The organism is Scytonema hankhaensis NUACC26, assembly GCF_045865695.1.
Lineage (GTDB): Bacteria > Cyanobacteriota > Cyanobacteriia > Cyanobacteriales > Nostocaceae > Scytonema.
This window is the reverse complement of sequence record NZ_BAACAP010000250.1, coordinates 99,257-115,202: the sequence shown is the minus strand read 5'-3', so window position 1 is coordinate 115,202 and position 15,946 is coordinate 99,257. Positions and strand designations below refer to the sequence as shown.

Here is a 15,946-nt window from a genome sequence, read left to right as displayed (position 1 = left end):
AAGTTTTGTGCCCCTACTCTACAGCAAAACCACTGTATTGACGCATAAATTGAGATTTATACGCCAGGACAATATCTTGTTTAGGAATGCCTAACTCCGTCAAAATTTGCTTAATTGCTTGACGATACTCATTTAGTCGATCCATTGCGCGAGCGCTTGTTAAGTTCTTTAACTTACGAAAAAAACATTCAAGGGTTTGTTTGCGATCTGCCAATATTCCTCAGCAGAACGCAAAATATCAACTGCTATTTGCCATTCTGTAGGTTCAGCTTGAGCAAAGATATCGGGGCGTTCATATAACAAAACATAGCTTTTAGCCGGAAACCATGTTAAATCAGTAATGCATTCATCAAATGCATCCCAATTACCACCAAAATACGTAGGGAATTGCATTGCTTCAGCAGCTTTTCTTAAAAAAGTTTCTTTACTCGAAATTTCTCTACCATTAAGGTAAAAAACTTGAATACCTTGTTCAGCCAGTTCCTCTATAATTTTATCTATGACCTGCTTCCTAGTAGCCATAATTTCTGGCTTGGGTATAACTGTTTGCATAAAAGATAAATTATATTCACTCATTTAGCTCTCCTTTTGCTTACAGCTACTACTAGATGACTTCTTGAAAGCTATTATAGTGATTGCTAGTGTAGTACATTTCTCCATTTTGCCCTACAATCAGACGGCGACCACCTCTGTCTGATGCTCCTGGTGTCTCTACAGTATACTCTTTATAATAGCCTAGGGGTTGTGACGGTAGCAAACCTTCAAGATTTTTGAAAACAGTACTATCTTTCCCATGAGGAAACGGTCCACCTTGTGAAATTAGATTGATAGTGATTTGGACTTCAGGAGGTAGTTGACTAATGGCAACCTGTGGTATGCCCGTCATTAAAATATTTTATCTCCTTGTTTGTTATAGATATGAGTATCTAACAAATTACAGCTTTTCCCACTCATCTCTTGAAATTCCAAAAATCAAAGTATCCCACCAGCGTCCCTTAAACCACTCATTCTCAGTAAATCTTTCCTCAAGCTGCATCCCAACTTTTTCCATGACTCTAGCAGAGGCAAGATTTTCCGCAATGCACCAGCCATAAATACGCTGTAGCTTTAACTCCTCAAAACCAAACTTTATCATGGTGCTTGCTGCTTCAGTTGCATATCCCTTTCCCCAATAATCTGAAGCAATTTCGTAACCAAGGGAAGCTTCTGGTAATTCTGGTTTTATTTTGCGAATACCACAATTTCCAATGACTTTTTCTTCAGATTTTAAAACGATCGCTAACTGAAATTTCGTTCTCGGCACTTGCTTTTGCTGTTCTAAAAACATTTGCACAAATTCCTGCACCTCAGCTTTGCTACGTGTCTCCCACTCGTAAAATTCGAGGTATTGGGGATCTGTTTGGTAGTCAAAAACAGCTTGCCAGTCTTCCGGCATAAATTCTCTTAAGGTAAGGCTCTTAGAGGAAAGGATCATTGTAGTCAGTAGGTCGTCACAATTAAAGTTAACTAGTTAGGGTCGTCATTTGTCATTAGTCAATAGTCATTGGCAAGAGTTTCCGTCGTCTTTACATTTCTTAACATAGTTTAGTCCCCAATCCCTAGTCCCCAATCTCTAATCCCCAATCCTCAGTCCCCAGTATAACTTTACAAAACAACATAATTCGGTACAATTGTGTAAAGTGATTCTCGCAATTGTAAAACAAAGGCGTAACAAGTCCCATGCAACTGAAGCTCAGTGCATCTCAACAACCCTTCGCACCAATACTGCTGATAGCTCCATTTTTCTTATGGGGTACTGCAATGGTGGCAATGAAAGGTGCAATCCCTCACACGACACCATTCTTTTTAGCAGGGGTGCGTTTGATACCAGCAGGGGTACTCATTCTCATAGCAGCAGCATTCATGGGTAAACCTCAGCCGAAAGGATGGTTGGCGTGGCTGTGGATAACTCTCTTTGCTTTGATAGATGGAACTCTGTTTCAGGGCTTTTTAGCAGAAGGGTTGGTGAAAACGGGTGCTGGGCTGGGGTCTGTTATGATTGATTCTCAACCTTTGGCAGTTGCTTTGTTGTCTTTATGGCTGTTTCAAGAACGCATCGGTTTATGGGGATGGTTGGGACTCGCACTCGGAGTGATGGGTATTAGTTTAATTGGCTTACCGGATGAGTTAATCTTGGGTATACTTTCTCATTCCTTCTCCCTTTCTCCCACACTCTCCCACTCCTTTCTAGAGAGTGGAGAATGGTTGATGCTTATGGCAGCACTTAGTATGGCAGTGGGAACCGTGCTGATTCGTTTTGTTTGTCGTCACGCCGATCCCGTAACTGCTACAGGATGGCACATGATTTTAGGTGGATTGCCATTATGGGGAGTCTCAGCAGTCACGGAATCCGAGCAAATACAGAATCTCGTTCCTTCGGATTGGCTCGCTTTGAGTTATGCTACCGTGTTTGGAAGTGCGATCGCATACGGTTTATTTTTCTATTTTGCCTCTAGCGGTAATCTCACTAGTTTAAGCTCTCTGACCTTCCTCACACCTGTCTTTGCTTTGCTATTTGGTAATTTACTCCTTCAGGAAGTGTTAAGCCCAATGCAGTGGGTTGGAGTAGGATTAACTCTAGTCAGTATTTATCTTATCAATCAGCGAGATACTTTAGCTGAATCTGGGAATAAACTTGTGACAAGCGAGAAGAACGCCGCACAACAGCAACCTTTATTAGAAGCTTCTGCAACAAAACTCAATAGAGTCTCTATATCTTTACGCGAATCAGAACCAGAAATTTTACCGTAGCTTAAAAAAAAGTGCTGAAAAAGAAAGAATTATCAAAATTTTTGACATTGATGAAAGATTGGGAACAGGCTATAGTATCTTTCAATCATAGTCAGCTGTTACGCTTTTTATTTAGGTACGCTGAGTTATTAGGCTGCTAGCTAGTTGCAGCTCTGTAAAGTTGGAGTTTTAGACGGCTTGGTAAATGGGGTGTATTGAATTATTTATTTTGTAGCCAAGAAAAAACTTAACATTAAAATAGCTTGTTACCGTGGTATTGATGCGTTAGTAATGCATATCCTACCTAAGAATATTTATATGGGGCTACGTAGTTCCTCTGTACTTCTCGTTTCCTGCATTGCTTGCTTAGGTCTTGACCATAATTTAGCAAGCAAAGCTACCCCTAGCCCAGCTGTAAAAAGCTTTGAACTTGCTCGAGCAAGCTCTACAGAGACAGTCAATATTTCTACTCTCCTCCAGCCTGGTAGCACGGGTGCAGAAGTGAGAACGCTGCAAACCTCACTCAAAGAGTTGGGGTACTACGATGGAGAAATAGATGGTAAATACGGTACGGTGACAAGCATGGCTGTCGCCAAGTTTCAGCAAGCTAAGGGTTTGGTTGCAGACGGTGTATTTGGAGTTGTTACAAAGCAGAATCTCGAAAAAAATTTTAAGAAAAAGCCTTTGACATCCTCTATGACTATGGCAAGCAATGCCATCTCATCTACTGCCACAACAATAGAGCCAGAAGAAAAACAGGATATACTATGGTGGATATTAGTCACTATGGGTACTTTGGGAAGTTTTGGTGCTCTTGCATACATTATTAGGGGATTTAGTCAAGTCAAAAAACCTGCTAACTACATTGAAACTTCTCGCCAGGAAAATACTAACTCCGTTCAGGCATCAATAAAAGAAAACACGACTACTAGGAACGAAGAATACTTAAGAAGTACCGAACTTGTCCCACCACAAACAATTGCAAACCCTCAACCCCAATTACTATCAGTAGAAAAAACTTCTCGCCTTGCCAAAGTCAATATTATTGACCAATTGATAGAAGACTTACACAGTGCCGATCCCACCCAACGCCGTAAAGCTATCTGGGATTTGGGACAACAGGGAGATTCAAGAGCAGTTCAACCTCTCGTGGAATTGATGGTAGATGCAGATACTCAGCAACGTAGCTTAATTTTGGCAGCTTTAGCAGAAATCGGCACTCGGACACTTAAACCTATGAATCGTGCTTTGGCAATTTCATTGCAGGATGAAAGCGCCCAGGTGCGGAAAAATGCTATCCGCGATTTGACTCGTATTTATGACATGATGGCTCAAGTGAGCCAAATGGTATCTCATGCAATGCACGATCCCGATGCTGAGGTGCAAGCCACGGCAAAGTACGCTCTTTCACAAATGAACCGCATCCGTTCCTTACCCTCTCAGGAAAGAGAAGACAGTGACCAGTGACCAGTGACCAGTGACCAGTGACCAATGCCCAATGCCCAATGCTCAATTCCAATTGTCCCCCAACCTCTGAAGCCAGGGGATTTGCTGCACGTTATTGCGCCAAGTGGTGCTTTGAGAGAATTTGAATCGTTTGAAAAAGGCGTCGAAATCTGGCGATCGCGAGGTTACCAAGTTGAGTTAGTATCAGGATTTGATGACAAATGGGGATATTTAGCAGGTAAAGATGAAAACCGTCGCCATCAACTAGCAACGGCTTGGCAAAAACCTCAATGTCGCGGTATTTTGTGCGCGAGAGGTGGTTTTGGCAGTACCCGCATTCTTGAAGACTGGGTATGGACAATGGAAGAATTTTCCCGAGCGAGCTCTGATCCTCACTCTGTAGAAACTTCGAGTCCCTTACTTCCCAACCCTAAATGGTTGATTGGCTTTTCTGACATTACCGCCCTTTTATGGAGTCTTTATACATTCGGTATTTCTAGCGTTCACGGTCCTGTAATGACAACTCTAGCTTCAGAACCAGAGTGGTCGATTCAAAGATTATTTGATTTGGTGGAAGGTCGCCCTCTAGCGCCTCTAAAAGGTAATGGCTGGGGTGGTGAAATTGCTACTGGTATTTTATTACCAGCAAATCTCACCGTGGCAACTCATCTCTTAGGGACGCCATTACAACCAGATATGGATGGTGTTATTTTGGCATTGGAAGATGTGACAGAAGCACCTTACAGAATAGACAGACTACTAACTCAATGGCGAATGAGTGGTGCTTTGCAAAAAGTCAGAGGTATTGCTTTAGGACGCTTTAGCCGATGCGAACCCCCGCCCAATGTCCCTAGTTTCACTATTGAAGAAGTTTTGCGCGATCGCTTGGGTAATTTAGGCATTCCTGTGGTTTCCGATCTACCTTTTGGTCATGATGGATCGAACGCTGCTTTACCTGTAGGTGTGAAGGTGACTCTAGATGCAGAGCGGGGTCTACTAGATTGCACGCAAATTAGGTGATAATACGAGTGCTACTAATACATTAGAGCTTAAATGAAGCTAGCATCGCTCGCAGCGACTTCCCAAAATACCAAGCTGGGAAGCGGGACTTTTGTGGGTAATGCACAAGCGAGCGCTAACCTGCGCTCGCCATGCGCTTCAGCCAATTGTTAACTCAACTTTACAGCAGTTTTCACCTAAATGAACCACAGCATTTTCTTGTGGTACGGAGAGCAGCGCCGTGCGGGGGTTCCCCCCGTTGAGGCGACTGCGGAGCGTCCTCGCCCGTTGTGGATAAGAGGGCGGGCGAGGACGCCCACCCTACTCCATGTGGTCTAATTACCTAAAAATGGCTGTAAATTATAAAATTAAGAAAATAGAACCACCATAGCTCAAACTTGTTCGCTTCGCCCTAACTAAAACTATATATAACTATGACATTAACTCATTTTCCCGAAGGAGAAGAACGGAAAGTTCAAATTACGAGTACCGCCTCTATTGATGGAACTCCTGTCGCCTACATTGTCGTTTTAGCAGCAGTCACTACCGCGCTTGCTTTTATTCCCTTCACTATCGTATTAGCATCGGGAGGAGGAATGCCGTTGAGCCAAAGTATTTTTCCTCTACTGGGATGGATACTCGGACCTTTTGCTGGTGCATTAGCCAGTGGTATTGGTACGTTAATTGGAACTTTTCTGGCTCCCTACACCGCTGGTATTCCCATTTTTTCAGTTTGGGGAGCAATGCTGGGTAGCTTCACTGCAGGAATGATGGTTTTAGGTTACAGACGCAAATATTGGTGGATAGCGTTAACTATTTTTTTCGCCTTTGAGCTTTTTCTGTATGCTAACCACGCTTTTCACAATGGTGTTAATCCAAAAATAATCATTGCAGGGTCTTTTGTTGATTGGTCTGGTCTTTTATTATATGCCTTACCCACGCGCACTCTATTTACTCGATGGATTTCAAGTCAGAAGATTATTCCCTTAATAACGGGTTTATTTCTAGGAACGTGGACAGTTTGGGGCGTCATTCATCTGAGTTTAACAGCAATAACTTACTACATATTTAATTGGCCGGAAGAGATATGGATTGCCCTCATTCCTATTATACCTGTAGAAAACTTGATTCGTTGTCTGGCTGGTACAGTTATTGGTGCAGGAGTCATTTCCGGACTAAGAGAGATCAACTTAGTGAAACCTAGAGAAGCTATTTATTAAACAAAATGAATGCGATCGCCACTTTAGAAAAATTTTCCTATCTTTATCCAAGTTCTTCTGATTCAGTCTTAAAAGATATCTCCCTAGACATTTATTCAGGAGAATTCTTAGGAGTTATTGGACCAACGGGTGCGGGTAAAACTACACTTTGTCTTGCATTAAATGGAATTGTTCCCCAATTTTACGGAGGACGTTTTTTCGGACATATTACCGTAGCGGGTAAAGACACTCTCGATAGTCCGATTTCTGAATTAGCACGTTATGTGGGAATGGTATTTGAAGACCCCGAAATGCAACTCACTTCCACTTCTGTAGAAAATGAAATTGCTTTTGCTCTTGAAAATTTATGCGTTCCCAGAGATGAAATTCTGAGGCGGATTCCTCGAGTCTTAGAAGCAGTTCGCTTAGAAGGCTGCGAAACAAAAAATCCTCAAGAATTATCTGGCGGACAAAAACAACGTTTAGCTATTGCTGCTACTCTAGCTTTACAACCTACCCTACTCATTCTCGATGAACCTACCTCTCAGTTAGACCCGATTGGTTCTGAGGAAGTTTTTGCTACTGTCAAAGAACTCAATCAAGAATTAGGCATTTCAATTGTCATGGTTTCCCATGCGGCGGAAGAAATGGCTCAATTTGCCGATCGCTTAGCTTTTTTATCTAATGGTCAACTTTTAGACGTGGGAACGCCCAATCAAATTTATTCTCGGATCGAACAATTAGAACAACACAATTTGCGTCCACCTCAAGTCGCTCAAACTTTTTACTTCATCAAGCAACGTAAAATTCCCGTAAGTCAAATTCCCGTGACTCTCTCTGAAGGATTGCCTTTATTAAGTAAATTATCAACAGAAAATCAAATTGTTCCATCCCCTCAATTTTCTCAAGCTGAAAAAAGTACACAAACACCTTTGCTATCCGTGCAAAACCTAAGTCATATTTATGAGGATGGCACACAAGCATTGCGTGATGTATCTCTCGATATTCATCGCGGGGAATATATGCTAATTGTTGGGCAAAATGGAGCAGGAAAAAGTACCTTAGTTAAGCATTTCCTCAACCTTTTACAACCATCTCAAGGAAAGGTCTATGTTGATGGTCAAGAAACTAGTACCCTGTCAGTTAGCAGTTTAGCTCGTTCCATTGGCTATGTCGCTCAAAATCCCGATAACCAAATTTTTAACACAACTGTAGAAAAAGAAGTCTCCTTTGCTTTACGAAATCTGGGTTACTCGCGCGAAACTCTAGAGCAACGAACTCATGACAGCCTGAAAAGTATGGACTTATGGAAAGAGCGACATCTTCATCCCCTTGCTTTACCTAAAGGCGATCGCGCTCGGATTGTAATTGCTGCTATTTTAGCAATGAACCCAGAAATTATTATTTTCGATGAACCGACCATCGGACAGGATTATCGAGGAGCTTGCTCAATTTTAGATGTAAGCCGTCAACTACACGAGCAGGGAAAAACCATAATTGTCATTACTCATCATTTATATTTAATGACTGAATATGCCCAACGGGTTATTGTGATGGGAAAAGGAACTGTTCTTCTCGACGCGCCTATACGTCAAGCTTATCATGAGACGGAATTATTACAATTAACCTTTTTAACTCCCCCGCAAGCAGTTTTGTTATCGCAAAAACTTTCTGAACTGACTAATCAACCTTATCCTTTATTGACTCCTCAAGAGTTGGCTGATTGTTTTAAGTGCTCTTTCTGATACCCCCCTTTTCAAGCTACTGTGTGTATGTGAGTCTAAAATAGGTAACAAACAGAGATTTGAGCGTCGTTTTTACCCCACCCTAACCCTCCCCTTGTAAAGGGGAGGGAAGTTTCCCCCCTTTATAAGGGGGGATTAAGGGGGGTAAATCCGATTTTCAAACAACCTCTTACGTAGAAATCCTAAATCATTTGTAAAATTCTCTCTTTTCTTCGCGCTCTTTGCGTCTTAGCGGTTCATAATTTTTCCAATTTAAATAGGACTGCTATATCTCATTATTTTATTTAGGAGATGGGATGATGGGAATTAAAAATTTTCAGACTGTAAAGCGAGATTCCATTTTTACTCGTATAGATTTTCGTACAAAATTGGTGATGATAGGAGTAATTACCCTAATTGCTTTCATTTGGGAAAGCCCTATTACTGAAGGTCTTTTGACTTTAAGTGTTGCCCTTGCTTGTCTCGTAGCAGGAGTCAAGTTAAATTATTTGGGAACTCTTTTGAAAATTATGCTTCCTTTTTATATATTCCTATTATTGAGTATGGGTTTGTTTAATGTTTCTCAAGTGAAATTGTTAACCCACAAGGAAGAATTAACTACTATGTTGACTATACCTACCAGTTGGTGGTTTCTTGGTGGGGCAAAAATGTCAGTGGAAGGAATTTTATATGGAATAAATGTCATATTTAAAACCTTGACAATGGTTCTAGTTATTCCATTAGGAATTTTCACAACTGATGTCAATCAGATGATTGTCAGTATGGTTAAGGCTAAAATACCTTATAAAATTGTGTTTATTTTTTCGTCTACTTTACGATTTTTCCCCGTTCTTTTTGAAGAAATTCAATCGATTATTGAAGCTCAAAGATTAAGAGGACTAGCTTTTGAAAAAATGGTTTGGTTGCAGCGTATTCGCGTTTATGCTACCGTTGCAGTCCCCCTTATTCTAAATGCAATGACTAAATCCCAAACATTAGAAGTAGTATTACAATCAAAAGCTTTTTCTGGAAGTTCTCAGAGGACTTATCTTCACGAGTCTATACTTAGGACTACTGACTATTGGATCGTGGGAAGCAGCGTTGGATTATTTATCTTAGCTTTAATTGTCTATTTCGGATTCGGTGTTGGTCAGTTTGCTTGGCTAATTTATTCTTAAACACAGGCTACAACATCGACTATTGAAGCAGTATTTTTATAGGACGGGCGAGGACGCCCATCCTACAAGATTGATAATTTATTGCTTGGAAATACCTATAGGAATCATAAATGATTTTTGAAAAATTTTAAGTACTGTAGGTAGGGCTATGCCCACCACATAAGGTTTTTGTGCGGCATAGCCCACCCTACGTATAGTTCAAAAATCAAATAGGAGTCCTATAGAAGATGTTTTAAAGATTTCCCCCCTTGGGAAGGGGGGCTAGTTCCAATCTTGAGATAGCGGTAGACTTGACAAACATCCTCTTAAGCTAAACCAAGTCTATCCAAAACAAAGGCATATTCAAAAGCGAGTTCCTTCAAACTTTCATAACGTCCTGATGCACCGCTATGCCCTGCACCCATGTTGGTTCTGAGCAGGAGAATGTTATTGTCTGTTTTAAGTTCTCGCAATTTTATCGTCCATTTTGCTGGTTCCCAATATTTGACACGAGAGTCATTTAACCCGGCTAAAATTAAAGTATCTGGGTAATCTTTGGCTTCAACGTTGTCATAGGGAGAGTAGGATTTTATGTAGTCGTAATAAACTTTATCGTTTGGATTGCCCCATTCTTCCCATTCTGTCACTGAGAGGGGTAAAGAGGTATCCAATATGGTTGTTACTACATCTACAAAGGGTACATCAGCAATGACGGCTTTAAAAAGATCGGGACGCATATTCATCACTGCTCCCATTAATAAGCCACCTGCACTTCCACCAGAAATAACAAGGCGATCGCTTGATGTCCATTGTTCGCTAATTAAGTACTCAGCACAAGCAATAAAATCAGTAAAGGTGTTCTTTTTCTGCAAAAATTTGCCATTTTCATACCACTTCCGTCCCATTTCACCTCCACCGCGAATATGGGCAATGGCAAACACAACTCCACGATCTAATAATGAGAGTCGATTGGAGGAAAAGCCCGATGAGGAAGGATAACCGTAAGAACCATATCCTGTTAAGAAAAGTGCATTTTTCCCATCTTTTTGAATGCCCTTTTTGTAAACAATCGATATGGGAACTTTTGTTCCATCAGCAGAGGTAGCAACCAACCACTCACTTTGGTACTGACTGCGATCGTATCCACCCAGAACTTCTATTTCTTTTTTCAACTCCCGCTGATTTGTTTCCATGTCATAGTCAAACACAGAATGAGGAGTGGTGAAAGAGGTGTAATTAAATCGCAAGGTTGTTGTATGAAATTCTGGGTTACTGCTTTCATAGAAATCATAGGTTGGTTCTGGAAAAGAAATTTGATGAATGTTTCCTGTCGATAAATTTTGAACTCGTCCGATAGGTAACCCGCCTTGCCTTTCATAAATGACCATGTAGTTAGCAAACAAGCTAATGCCCGCAAGCATTATATCTTCTCGATGGGGAATAACAGTTTGCCAATTTTCTTGTGTTGGTAAGGCAACAGGAGTTTTCATCAGTTTAAAGTTAATTGCTTCATCGTTCGTAACTATGTAAAAGGAATCGCTGTGATGGTCGAGATCGTACAATACCCCAGTTTTGCGTGGGAGAAAAAGTTGAAAGGTTCCATTAGGATCGTTGGCATCTAAGTAATAGATTTCTGATGTAATTTGACTACCCAAACTCATCATGATATATGCTTCACTTCTCGTTTTACCAACTTCCAAAAAGAAAGCATCATCTGGTTCGTGAAAAATGAGAACGTCTTCGTCTACAGAAGTTCCTAAAGTGTGTCTAAAAAGTTGGAAAGGACGATTTGCCGGATCGATTTTGGTGTAGAATACAGTTTTATTGTCATTTGCCCAGGTAAATGAATAATAGGTTTCGGGGATTGTTTCTGGGTAAAGCTCTTTTGTGGCTAGATCGAGAAAGAAAAGCGTGTATTGCTCGGCTCCACTTGTATCAACTGAGTAAGCTAGAAGCTGGTGATTGGGACTAACGCTCAAAACGCCCAAACTACAAAATTCCTGCTCTAGTGCTAACTCATTTTGGTCTAACAGCACTTCTTCAGGGGCTTCAAGGCTACCTTGTTTGCGACAGTGTATTGGATATGCTTTACCTTCTTCAGTACGCGAATAATAATAATACTTATCTTTACGATAGGGTACTGATAAGTCTGTTTCTTTGATGCGAGCTAGCATTTCTTCGTAAAGTTTGGTTTGCAATGCTTTTGTATGCTGCATCATCGCTTCCGTGTAAGCATTTTCAGCTTCTAGATAAGCGATGGTTTCTGGATTATCTAGATCGCGCATCCAAAAGTAGTTATCAATGCGTCGATCGCCGTGTAATTCTAAAACATGAGGTTTTTTGGGCGCTGTGGGTGGAGTGAGGGTCTTTTGCAAAGCATTGTCTTTAGTCATCTTCGTCAATCTGTATCCGATGTTTTGTTTTTAGGGTACAAAAGCCAATGGCTGGGATAATTCCCAGAATAATAGCTGTAAATCCCTGTCCGCTCAAATACACTACCCGATCTCGGTTCAATGCAGGAAGAAAATCTTGCACAAAAGACAGCACTCCTATCATCAAACTAATCAGTAAAAATGCAGCTGAAGGTAGAAAATTCCACCACCAAGCACCAGATGTATATCGTCGCAACACTAACCATTGGAAAAAACCCAGCCAAATTCCTGACAAAATGTACGCAAAAGTTGACAAAATTCCAAAAATTACAGCGTCTTGAAAAGTAAGAGTTCTGTTTAAAGACGAAGCGATCGCCGAGATGTAGTCAATCCAAGCTGTGGAAACGTTAGTGGAAACCAACCAACCCAAACTCGTTGCGATCGCCCACAACCAACCCGATGTATATTGTCTAACAACAAGCGCTTGATCTATCCCATAAATCAGTGCAAACACGCAACTGCTGATGTAACTTCCCAAGGCGTTCCATCTCGGTTGTTGAAGAAGCTCGGGTGATAATGTCCGTGCAAAGGTCTTTTCTATCGCTATACTAGCTATTCCGCCCACAACCCATCCCAGGACTGTCATTAAACAGAAGAGTAGGAAAAATTTTTGGCGTTGCGATCGCGGTATCAAAAACATTTGTTATTTGTCCTTTGTCATTTGTCATTTGTCATTTGTAAACAATTTAAAACTAACAACTAATCCCCATTACCCCTCAACAAGGAGGGGACACTGAGTTCCCCAATCCCCAATTTGTCAATATTTCCTTCTTAAAACTTTGCATTTGGTCAAGAATTTTATAAGAAGTTTTGCGAACAGCCCCAAAAGGTATTTCTCGTGGAAAAAGAACAAAGAGGGAATGATAAGCTAAACAATGACAAAAAAGATTTTAGGATGAATTATTAAATGGGTGTTTCCTCTAACGATCCATTTCTCCTTAGAGCAGCTCGTGGCGAAGTTTTAGATCGTCCTCCTGTATGGATGATGCGACAAGCGGGACGATATATGAAAGCTTATCGAGATTTAAGGGAGAAGTACCCTTCTTTTCGCGATCGCTCGGAAATACCGGAAGTAGCGATTGAAATATCCTTGCAACCTTGGAAAGCTTTTCAACCAGATGGAGTGATTTTGTTCTCAGACATTGTTACACCGCTTCCTGGTATAGGCATTGATATGGATATCGCGGAAGGCAAAGGTCCTATTATTTACTCGCCTATCCGTACATCCGAGCAAATTGAAAACCTGCACCCTCTAGAACCAGAGGAATCCCTGCCGTTCATTAAACCAATATTAAGGGCGTTACGGCAGGAAGTAGGCAACAAATCAACAGTTTTGGGCTTTGTGGGTGCGCCCTGGACATTGGCAGCATATGCTGTGGAAGGAAAAGGTTCTAAAACCTATTCCATAATCAAAAATATGGCGTTCTCAAATCCAATTATCCTGCATCAGTTGCTGGAAAAATTGGCAGACTCCATCGCTACCTATGTCCGCTACCAAATTGACTGTGGCGCTCAAGTAGTACAAATGTTTGACTCGTGGGCAGGTCAATTAAGCCCTCAAGATTACGAAGTCTTTGCCCTCCCCTACCAGCAAAGAGTTTTCCAGCAAGTTAAGGCAACTCATCCAGAGACGCCCTTAATTCTACTGGTCAGTGGTAGCGCTGGTTTGCTGGAAAGAATGTCCCAATCGGGTGCTGATATCATCAGTGTAGACTGGACAGTAGACATGGCAGATGCACGGGAAAGATTGGGTAGGCAAATGAAAGTGCAAGGAAATCTTGACCCTGGGGTGCTATTCGGTTCCAAGGAGTTTATTCGCGATCGCATTCTCGATACCGTTCGCAAAGCAGGTAACAAAGGACACATTCTTAACCTCGGTCATGGTGTTATGCCAGAAACACCAGAGGACAACGTAGCTTTCTTCTTTGAGACAGCAAAAAATCTCAATGCAGTGGCTGTGTGAGTAAATTATGAAGTATAAATTATGAATTATGAAACTTTTTTATCTTTTATACTTCATAATTCATAACTCACAATTCATAATTTCATTATGGGTCAGAAGAAGATTTTTGTGACGGGTGCAAGCGGTTGTATCGGTCACTATATAAGCGAAACTTTAATACAACAAACAAACCACGAGCTGTATCTATTGGTCAGAAATCCTAAAAAACTGCAAGTTGATACGCAAGCACGTCCTGGTGTCACTGTATTGCAAGGTGATATGCAAGAAATAGGGCAATTTGCTGATTTGTTGAAAACAGTAGATGTTGCTGTATTAACAGCAACGGCTTGGGGTGGAGAAGAAACATATAATATTAATGTATTTAAAACTTTAGAATTGCTTAACTTGTTAGACCCACAAAAATGCGAACAAGTTATCTATTTTTCCACTGCTAGTGTCTTGGATAGTCATAACCAACCATTAAAAGAAGCAGGAGAAATAGGGACAGATTATATCCGTTCCAAATATGATTGCTTGCAAAAGATATCACAATTAGCGATCGCACCTAAAGTCACTTCCGTGTTTCCAACTTTAGTGTTGGGTGGCGACAGCAAAAAACCTTACTCACACGCAACATCCGGTATTCCAGAAATTACGAAATATATAAATTTAATCCGCTTTTTAAGTGCTGATGGTAGCTTTCACTTTATTCACGGGCAAGATATTGCTACTGTTGTGAAATATTTGATAGATAATCCGCCAAAAGAAGAAAAAACACGTCGATTTGTGTTAGGTCAGAATCAAATAACTGCCGATCGAGCTATTCAAGAGGTTTGTAACTATCTAGGGAAAAAAATTTACTTTCGCATTCCTTTATCGGTGTCATTAGCGAACTTAATTATCGTTTTGTTCCGAATCCAGATGGCTGCTTGGGATAGGTTCTGTATGAACTATCGGCATTTTACTTACAAAACTGTTGTTAATCCTGCAAGTTTTGCATTACCAAATTATTGCGAAACTATGAGTGATGTCTTAAAAATTAGTGGTGTGTAATCACCTGACCAGTGACCAGTGACCAGTGACCAGTGACCAGTGACCAGTGACCAGTAGGGTGGGCACTGCCCACCAAAGCGCGAATGGTAGGCAGTGTCTACCCTACAAATATCGGTAATTTTAGAGTAGAAATGGAAGAGTTTTTAGACTACGTTTCCAATAGATTAAATAATTAAGGAACCGCAGATGAACGCAGATAAACGCAGATTAATTTGTACTGCCTTCTAGTTAGGGACTTCCAAATAAAAAAATATACAACTTTCTGTTGTGGTGCGAAGAGCAGCGCCGTGCTCTGGTTCCCAGAGTTGAGGCGACTGCGGGGCGTCTCGCCCGCTACCAGTATAGAACGGGCGAGGACGCCCGTCCCACAATTCGGGATAATTTATTTCTTGGAAATCCCTTAGAATCGCTCTATTATTGGATTTTTAAGATAACGTATAAATCACCCGAGTTGCCTTGGTTATCGCTGTTCCCTGCACCTATCAAACGCAGTCGGGTATTATGACCCACTCCAGCAGGAATTTGAACTTTTACAGAGGCTAATTCATAATGGTAACCTTGCCCCAAGCAATTCAGACACATTGCCGAGCTATCTCGTTCTTTGCCATGACCCCTACACCATTGACACCGTTGCCATCGGGAGAACTCAACTACCTTTTCGGTGACCTGAACGGCTTCTTGGGGTGTTATTTTAAGATCGATTTGTAAATCGGGACAAGGGGTAGCAGATTTAGATTGAAAATATTTAGATTGAAAGATAAAACGTAAGAAAGGAATCATGAATTCAAAGATCTGCCACTGAAGTAAGCCATAAATGAAGTACAGCCCAAAACCCAATCCAAAACAACTTGCGCCGAACAATACAAACAATATAAATTGTATAAACAGTGCTACAGGATCTTGGAAACCGTTCTTAGTAATGGGACTCGTTAGATAATATAAAACGAGGTAAACAAACATTTCGACTAAGCCTAGCTTCAAACAATCGAGACTGTTGCCCCAAATTTGAGAACGAGTTAGATTTTGTATATTTATCAGAGGCTTGCGTAACGTAGCAACTTCCCTAATCCAAGAGTTTTCTGGTGAATGTCTATGCCGCAAACAAGAAATTCCTACGTAAAAGAGTGTAATTAGACTTAACCAGGAAGATGCTTTCATCACGTTAGCTCAAAAAAATGGTCTCCTCACTTATAATTAAAGATACCCACTTTATACGGACAAAATA

At 41.0% G+C, this 15,946-nt stretch carries 15 protein-coding genes; 8 read left to right on the top strand and 7 right to left on the bottom strand.

The window, feature by feature from the left end:
• Window positions 1-13: 13 nt before the first annotated feature.
• The 4 genes from ACKTT2_RS47235 to ACKTT2_RS47220 are packed head-to-tail and all read right to left on the bottom strand — an operon-like array spanning window position 14 to window position 1,474.
• Window positions 14-145 (bottom strand): element excision factor XisI family protein, encoded by a 132-nt coding sequence (locus tag ACKTT2_RS47235; protein ID WP_407899825.1) that lies wholly within the window; start codon window positions 143-145, stop codon window positions 14-16.
• Window positions 146-168: 23 nt separating this feature from the next.
• Window positions 169-576, bottom strand: coding sequence for a barstar family protein (locus ACKTT2_RS47230; protein WP_407899823.1), 408 nt, complete (start codon window positions 574-576; stop codon window positions 169-171).
• A gap of 28 nt (window positions 577-604) precedes the next feature.
• Window positions 605-886: a guanyl-specific ribonuclease gene (locus tag ACKTT2_RS47225; RefSeq protein ID WP_407899821.1), complete on the bottom strand. Its 282-nt coding sequence runs from the start codon at window positions 884-886 to the stop codon at window positions 605-607.
• A 48-nt stretch (window positions 887-934) separates the two neighbouring features.
• Window positions 935-1,474 carry a GNAT family N-acetyltransferase gene (locus ACKTT2_RS47220; RefSeq protein WP_407899819.1) on the bottom strand — a complete coding sequence of 180 codons (540 nt, stop codon included), beginning with the start codon at window positions 1,472-1,474 and terminating at the stop codon, window positions 935-937.
• A 245-nt stretch (window positions 1,475-1,719) separates the two neighbouring features.
• Here ACKTT2_RS47220 and ACKTT2_RS47215 point away from each other — a divergent pair, with 245 nt between their 5' ends.
• The 6 genes from ACKTT2_RS47215 to ACKTT2_RS47190 all read left to right on the top strand — a co-directional run bounded on the left by ACKTT2_RS47215 (window position 1,720) and on the right by ACKTT2_RS47190 (window position 9,315).
• Window positions 1,720-2,790 carry a DMT family transporter gene (locus ACKTT2_RS47215; protein WP_407899817.1) on the top strand — a complete coding sequence of 357 codons (1,071 nt, stop codon included), beginning with the start codon at window positions 1,720-1,722 and terminating at the stop codon, window positions 2,788-2,790.
• A 297-nt stretch (window positions 2,791-3,087) separates the two neighbouring features.
• Complete coding sequence (locus ACKTT2_RS47210; protein WP_407899943.1) at window positions 3,088-4,236, top strand: peptidoglycan-binding protein; 1,149 nt, start codon at window positions 3,088-3,090, stop codon at window positions 4,234-4,236.
• Window positions 4,237-4,260: 24 nt separating this feature from the next.
• Window positions 4,261-5,235, top strand: a complete 975-nt coding sequence (locus tag ACKTT2_RS47205) for a S66 peptidase family protein (RefSeq protein WP_407899815.1) — start codon at window positions 4,261-4,263, stop codon at window positions 5,233-5,235.
• A gap of 413 nt (window positions 5,236-5,648) precedes the next feature.
• On the top strand, window positions 5,649-6,434 hold the full coding sequence (locus ACKTT2_RS47200; RefSeq protein WP_407899813.1) for a hypothetical protein: 786 nt from the start codon (window positions 5,649-5,651) through the stop codon (window positions 6,432-6,434).
• Window positions 6,435-6,439: 5 nt separating this feature from the next.
• Window positions 6,440-8,158 carry an ABC transporter ATP-binding protein gene (locus ACKTT2_RS47195; RefSeq protein WP_407899811.1) on the top strand — a complete coding sequence of 573 codons (1,719 nt, stop codon included), beginning with the start codon at window positions 6,440-6,442 and terminating at the stop codon, window positions 8,156-8,158.
• A gap of 296 nt (window positions 8,159-8,454) precedes the next feature.
• The gene (locus ACKTT2_RS47190; RefSeq protein WP_407899809.1) at window positions 8,455-9,315 is read left to right on the top strand and encodes an energy-coupling factor transporter transmembrane component T family protein; all 861 of its coding nucleotides are present in this window, start codon (window positions 8,455-8,457) and stop codon (window positions 9,313-9,315) included.
• A 305-nt stretch (window positions 9,316-9,620) separates the two neighbouring features.
• Here the strand turns inward: ACKTT2_RS47190 and ACKTT2_RS47185 are convergent, their stop codons facing one another.
• Together ACKTT2_RS47185 and ACKTT2_RS47180 are read right to left on the bottom strand one after the other, a co-directional pair.
• Window positions 9,621-11,687, bottom strand: a complete 2,067-nt coding sequence (locus tag ACKTT2_RS47185; RefSeq protein ID WP_407899807.1) for a S9 family peptidase — start codon at window positions 11,685-11,687, stop codon at window positions 9,621-9,623.
• Window positions 11,680-12,312, bottom strand: a complete 633-nt coding sequence (locus ACKTT2_RS47180; protein WP_407899941.1) for a hypothetical protein — start codon at window positions 12,310-12,312, stop codon at window positions 11,680-11,682. The genes ACKTT2_RS47185 and ACKTT2_RS47180 overlap by 8 nt, the downstream gene beginning before the upstream one ends.
• A gap of 321 nt (window positions 12,313-12,633) precedes the next feature.
• Between ACKTT2_RS47180 and hemE the strand changes: the two genes are divergently transcribed.
• Together hemE and ACKTT2_RS47170 are read left to right on the top strand one after the other, a co-directional pair.
• Window positions 12,634-13,689: a uroporphyrinogen decarboxylase gene (gene hemE / locus ACKTT2_RS47175; RefSeq protein ID WP_407899805.1), complete on the top strand. Its 1,056-nt coding sequence runs from the start codon at window positions 12,634-12,636 to the stop codon at window positions 13,687-13,689.
• An 87-nt stretch (window positions 13,690-13,776) separates the two neighbouring features.
• Complete coding sequence (locus ACKTT2_RS47170; RefSeq protein WP_407899803.1) at window positions 13,777-14,721, top strand: NAD-dependent epimerase/dehydratase family protein; 945 nt, start codon at window positions 13,777-13,779, stop codon at window positions 14,719-14,721.
• Between the two features lie 414 nt (window positions 14,722-15,135).
• Here ACKTT2_RS47170 and ACKTT2_RS47165 read toward each other — a convergent pair whose 3' ends face one another.
• Window positions 15,136-15,879 carry a DnaJ C-terminal domain-containing protein gene (locus ACKTT2_RS47165; protein ID WP_407899801.1) on the bottom strand — a complete coding sequence of 248 codons (744 nt, stop codon included), beginning with the start codon at window positions 15,877-15,879 and terminating at the stop codon, window positions 15,136-15,138.
• Window positions 15,880-15,946 lie beyond the last annotated feature (67 nt).

Bases quoted from the DNA above. Each gene is read 5' to 3' on its own strand.
- ACKTT2_RS47180 (WP_407899941.1), bottom strand. From the start codon at position 12,312: ATGACAGTCCTGGGATGGGTTGTGGGCGGAATAGCTAGTATAGCGATA.
- ACKTT2_RS47185 (WP_407899807.1), bottom strand. From the start codon at position 11,687: ATGACTAAAGACAATGCTTTGCAAAAGACCCTCACTCCACCCACAGCG.
- ACKTT2_RS47190 (WP_407899809.1), top strand. From the start codon at position 8,455: ATGATGGGAATTAAAAATTTTCAGACTGTAAAGCGAGATTCCATTTTT.
- ACKTT2_RS47215 (WP_407899817.1), top strand. From the start codon at position 1,720: ATGCAACTGAAGCTCAGTGCATCTCAACAACCCTTCGCACCAATACTG.
- ACKTT2_RS47235 (WP_407899825.1), bottom strand. From the start codon at position 145: ATGGATCGACTAAATGAGTATCGTCAAGCAATTAAGCAAATTTTGACG.
- ACKTT2_RS47205 (WP_407899815.1), top strand. From the start codon at position 4,261: ATGCCCAATGCCCAATGCTCAATTCCAATTGTCCCCCAACCTCTGAAG.
- ACKTT2_RS47225 (WP_407899821.1), bottom strand. From the start codon at position 886: ATGACGGGCATACCACAGGTTGCCATTAGTCAACTACCTCCTGAAGTC.
- ACKTT2_RS47165 (WP_407899801.1), bottom strand. From the start codon at position 15,879: ATGAAAGCATCTTCCTGGTTAAGTCTAATTACACTCTTTTACGTAGGA.
- ACKTT2_RS47230 (WP_407899823.1), bottom strand. From the start codon at position 576: ATGAGTGAATATAATTTATCTTTTATGCAAACAGTTATACCCAAGCCA.
- ACKTT2_RS47210 (WP_407899943.1), top strand. From the start codon at position 3,088: ATGGGGCTACGTAGTTCCTCTGTACTTCTCGTTTCCTGCATTGCTTGC.
- ACKTT2_RS47170 (WP_407899803.1), top strand. From the start codon at position 13,777: ATGGGTCAGAAGAAGATTTTTGTGACGGGTGCAAGCGGTTGTATCGGT.
- ACKTT2_RS47200 (WP_407899813.1), top strand. From the start codon at position 5,649: ATGACATTAACTCATTTTCCCGAAGGAGAAGAACGGAAAGTTCAAATT.
- ACKTT2_RS47220 (WP_407899819.1), bottom strand. From the start codon at position 1,474: ATGATCCTTTCCTCTAAGAGCCTTACCTTAAGAGAATTTATGCCGGAA.
- ACKTT2_RS47195 (WP_407899811.1), top strand. From the start codon at position 6,440: ATGAATGCGATCGCCACTTTAGAAAAATTTTCCTATCTTTATCCAAGT.
- hemE (WP_407899805.1), top strand. From the start codon at position 12,634: ATGGGTGTTTCCTCTAACGATCCATTTCTCCTTAGAGCAGCTCGTGGC.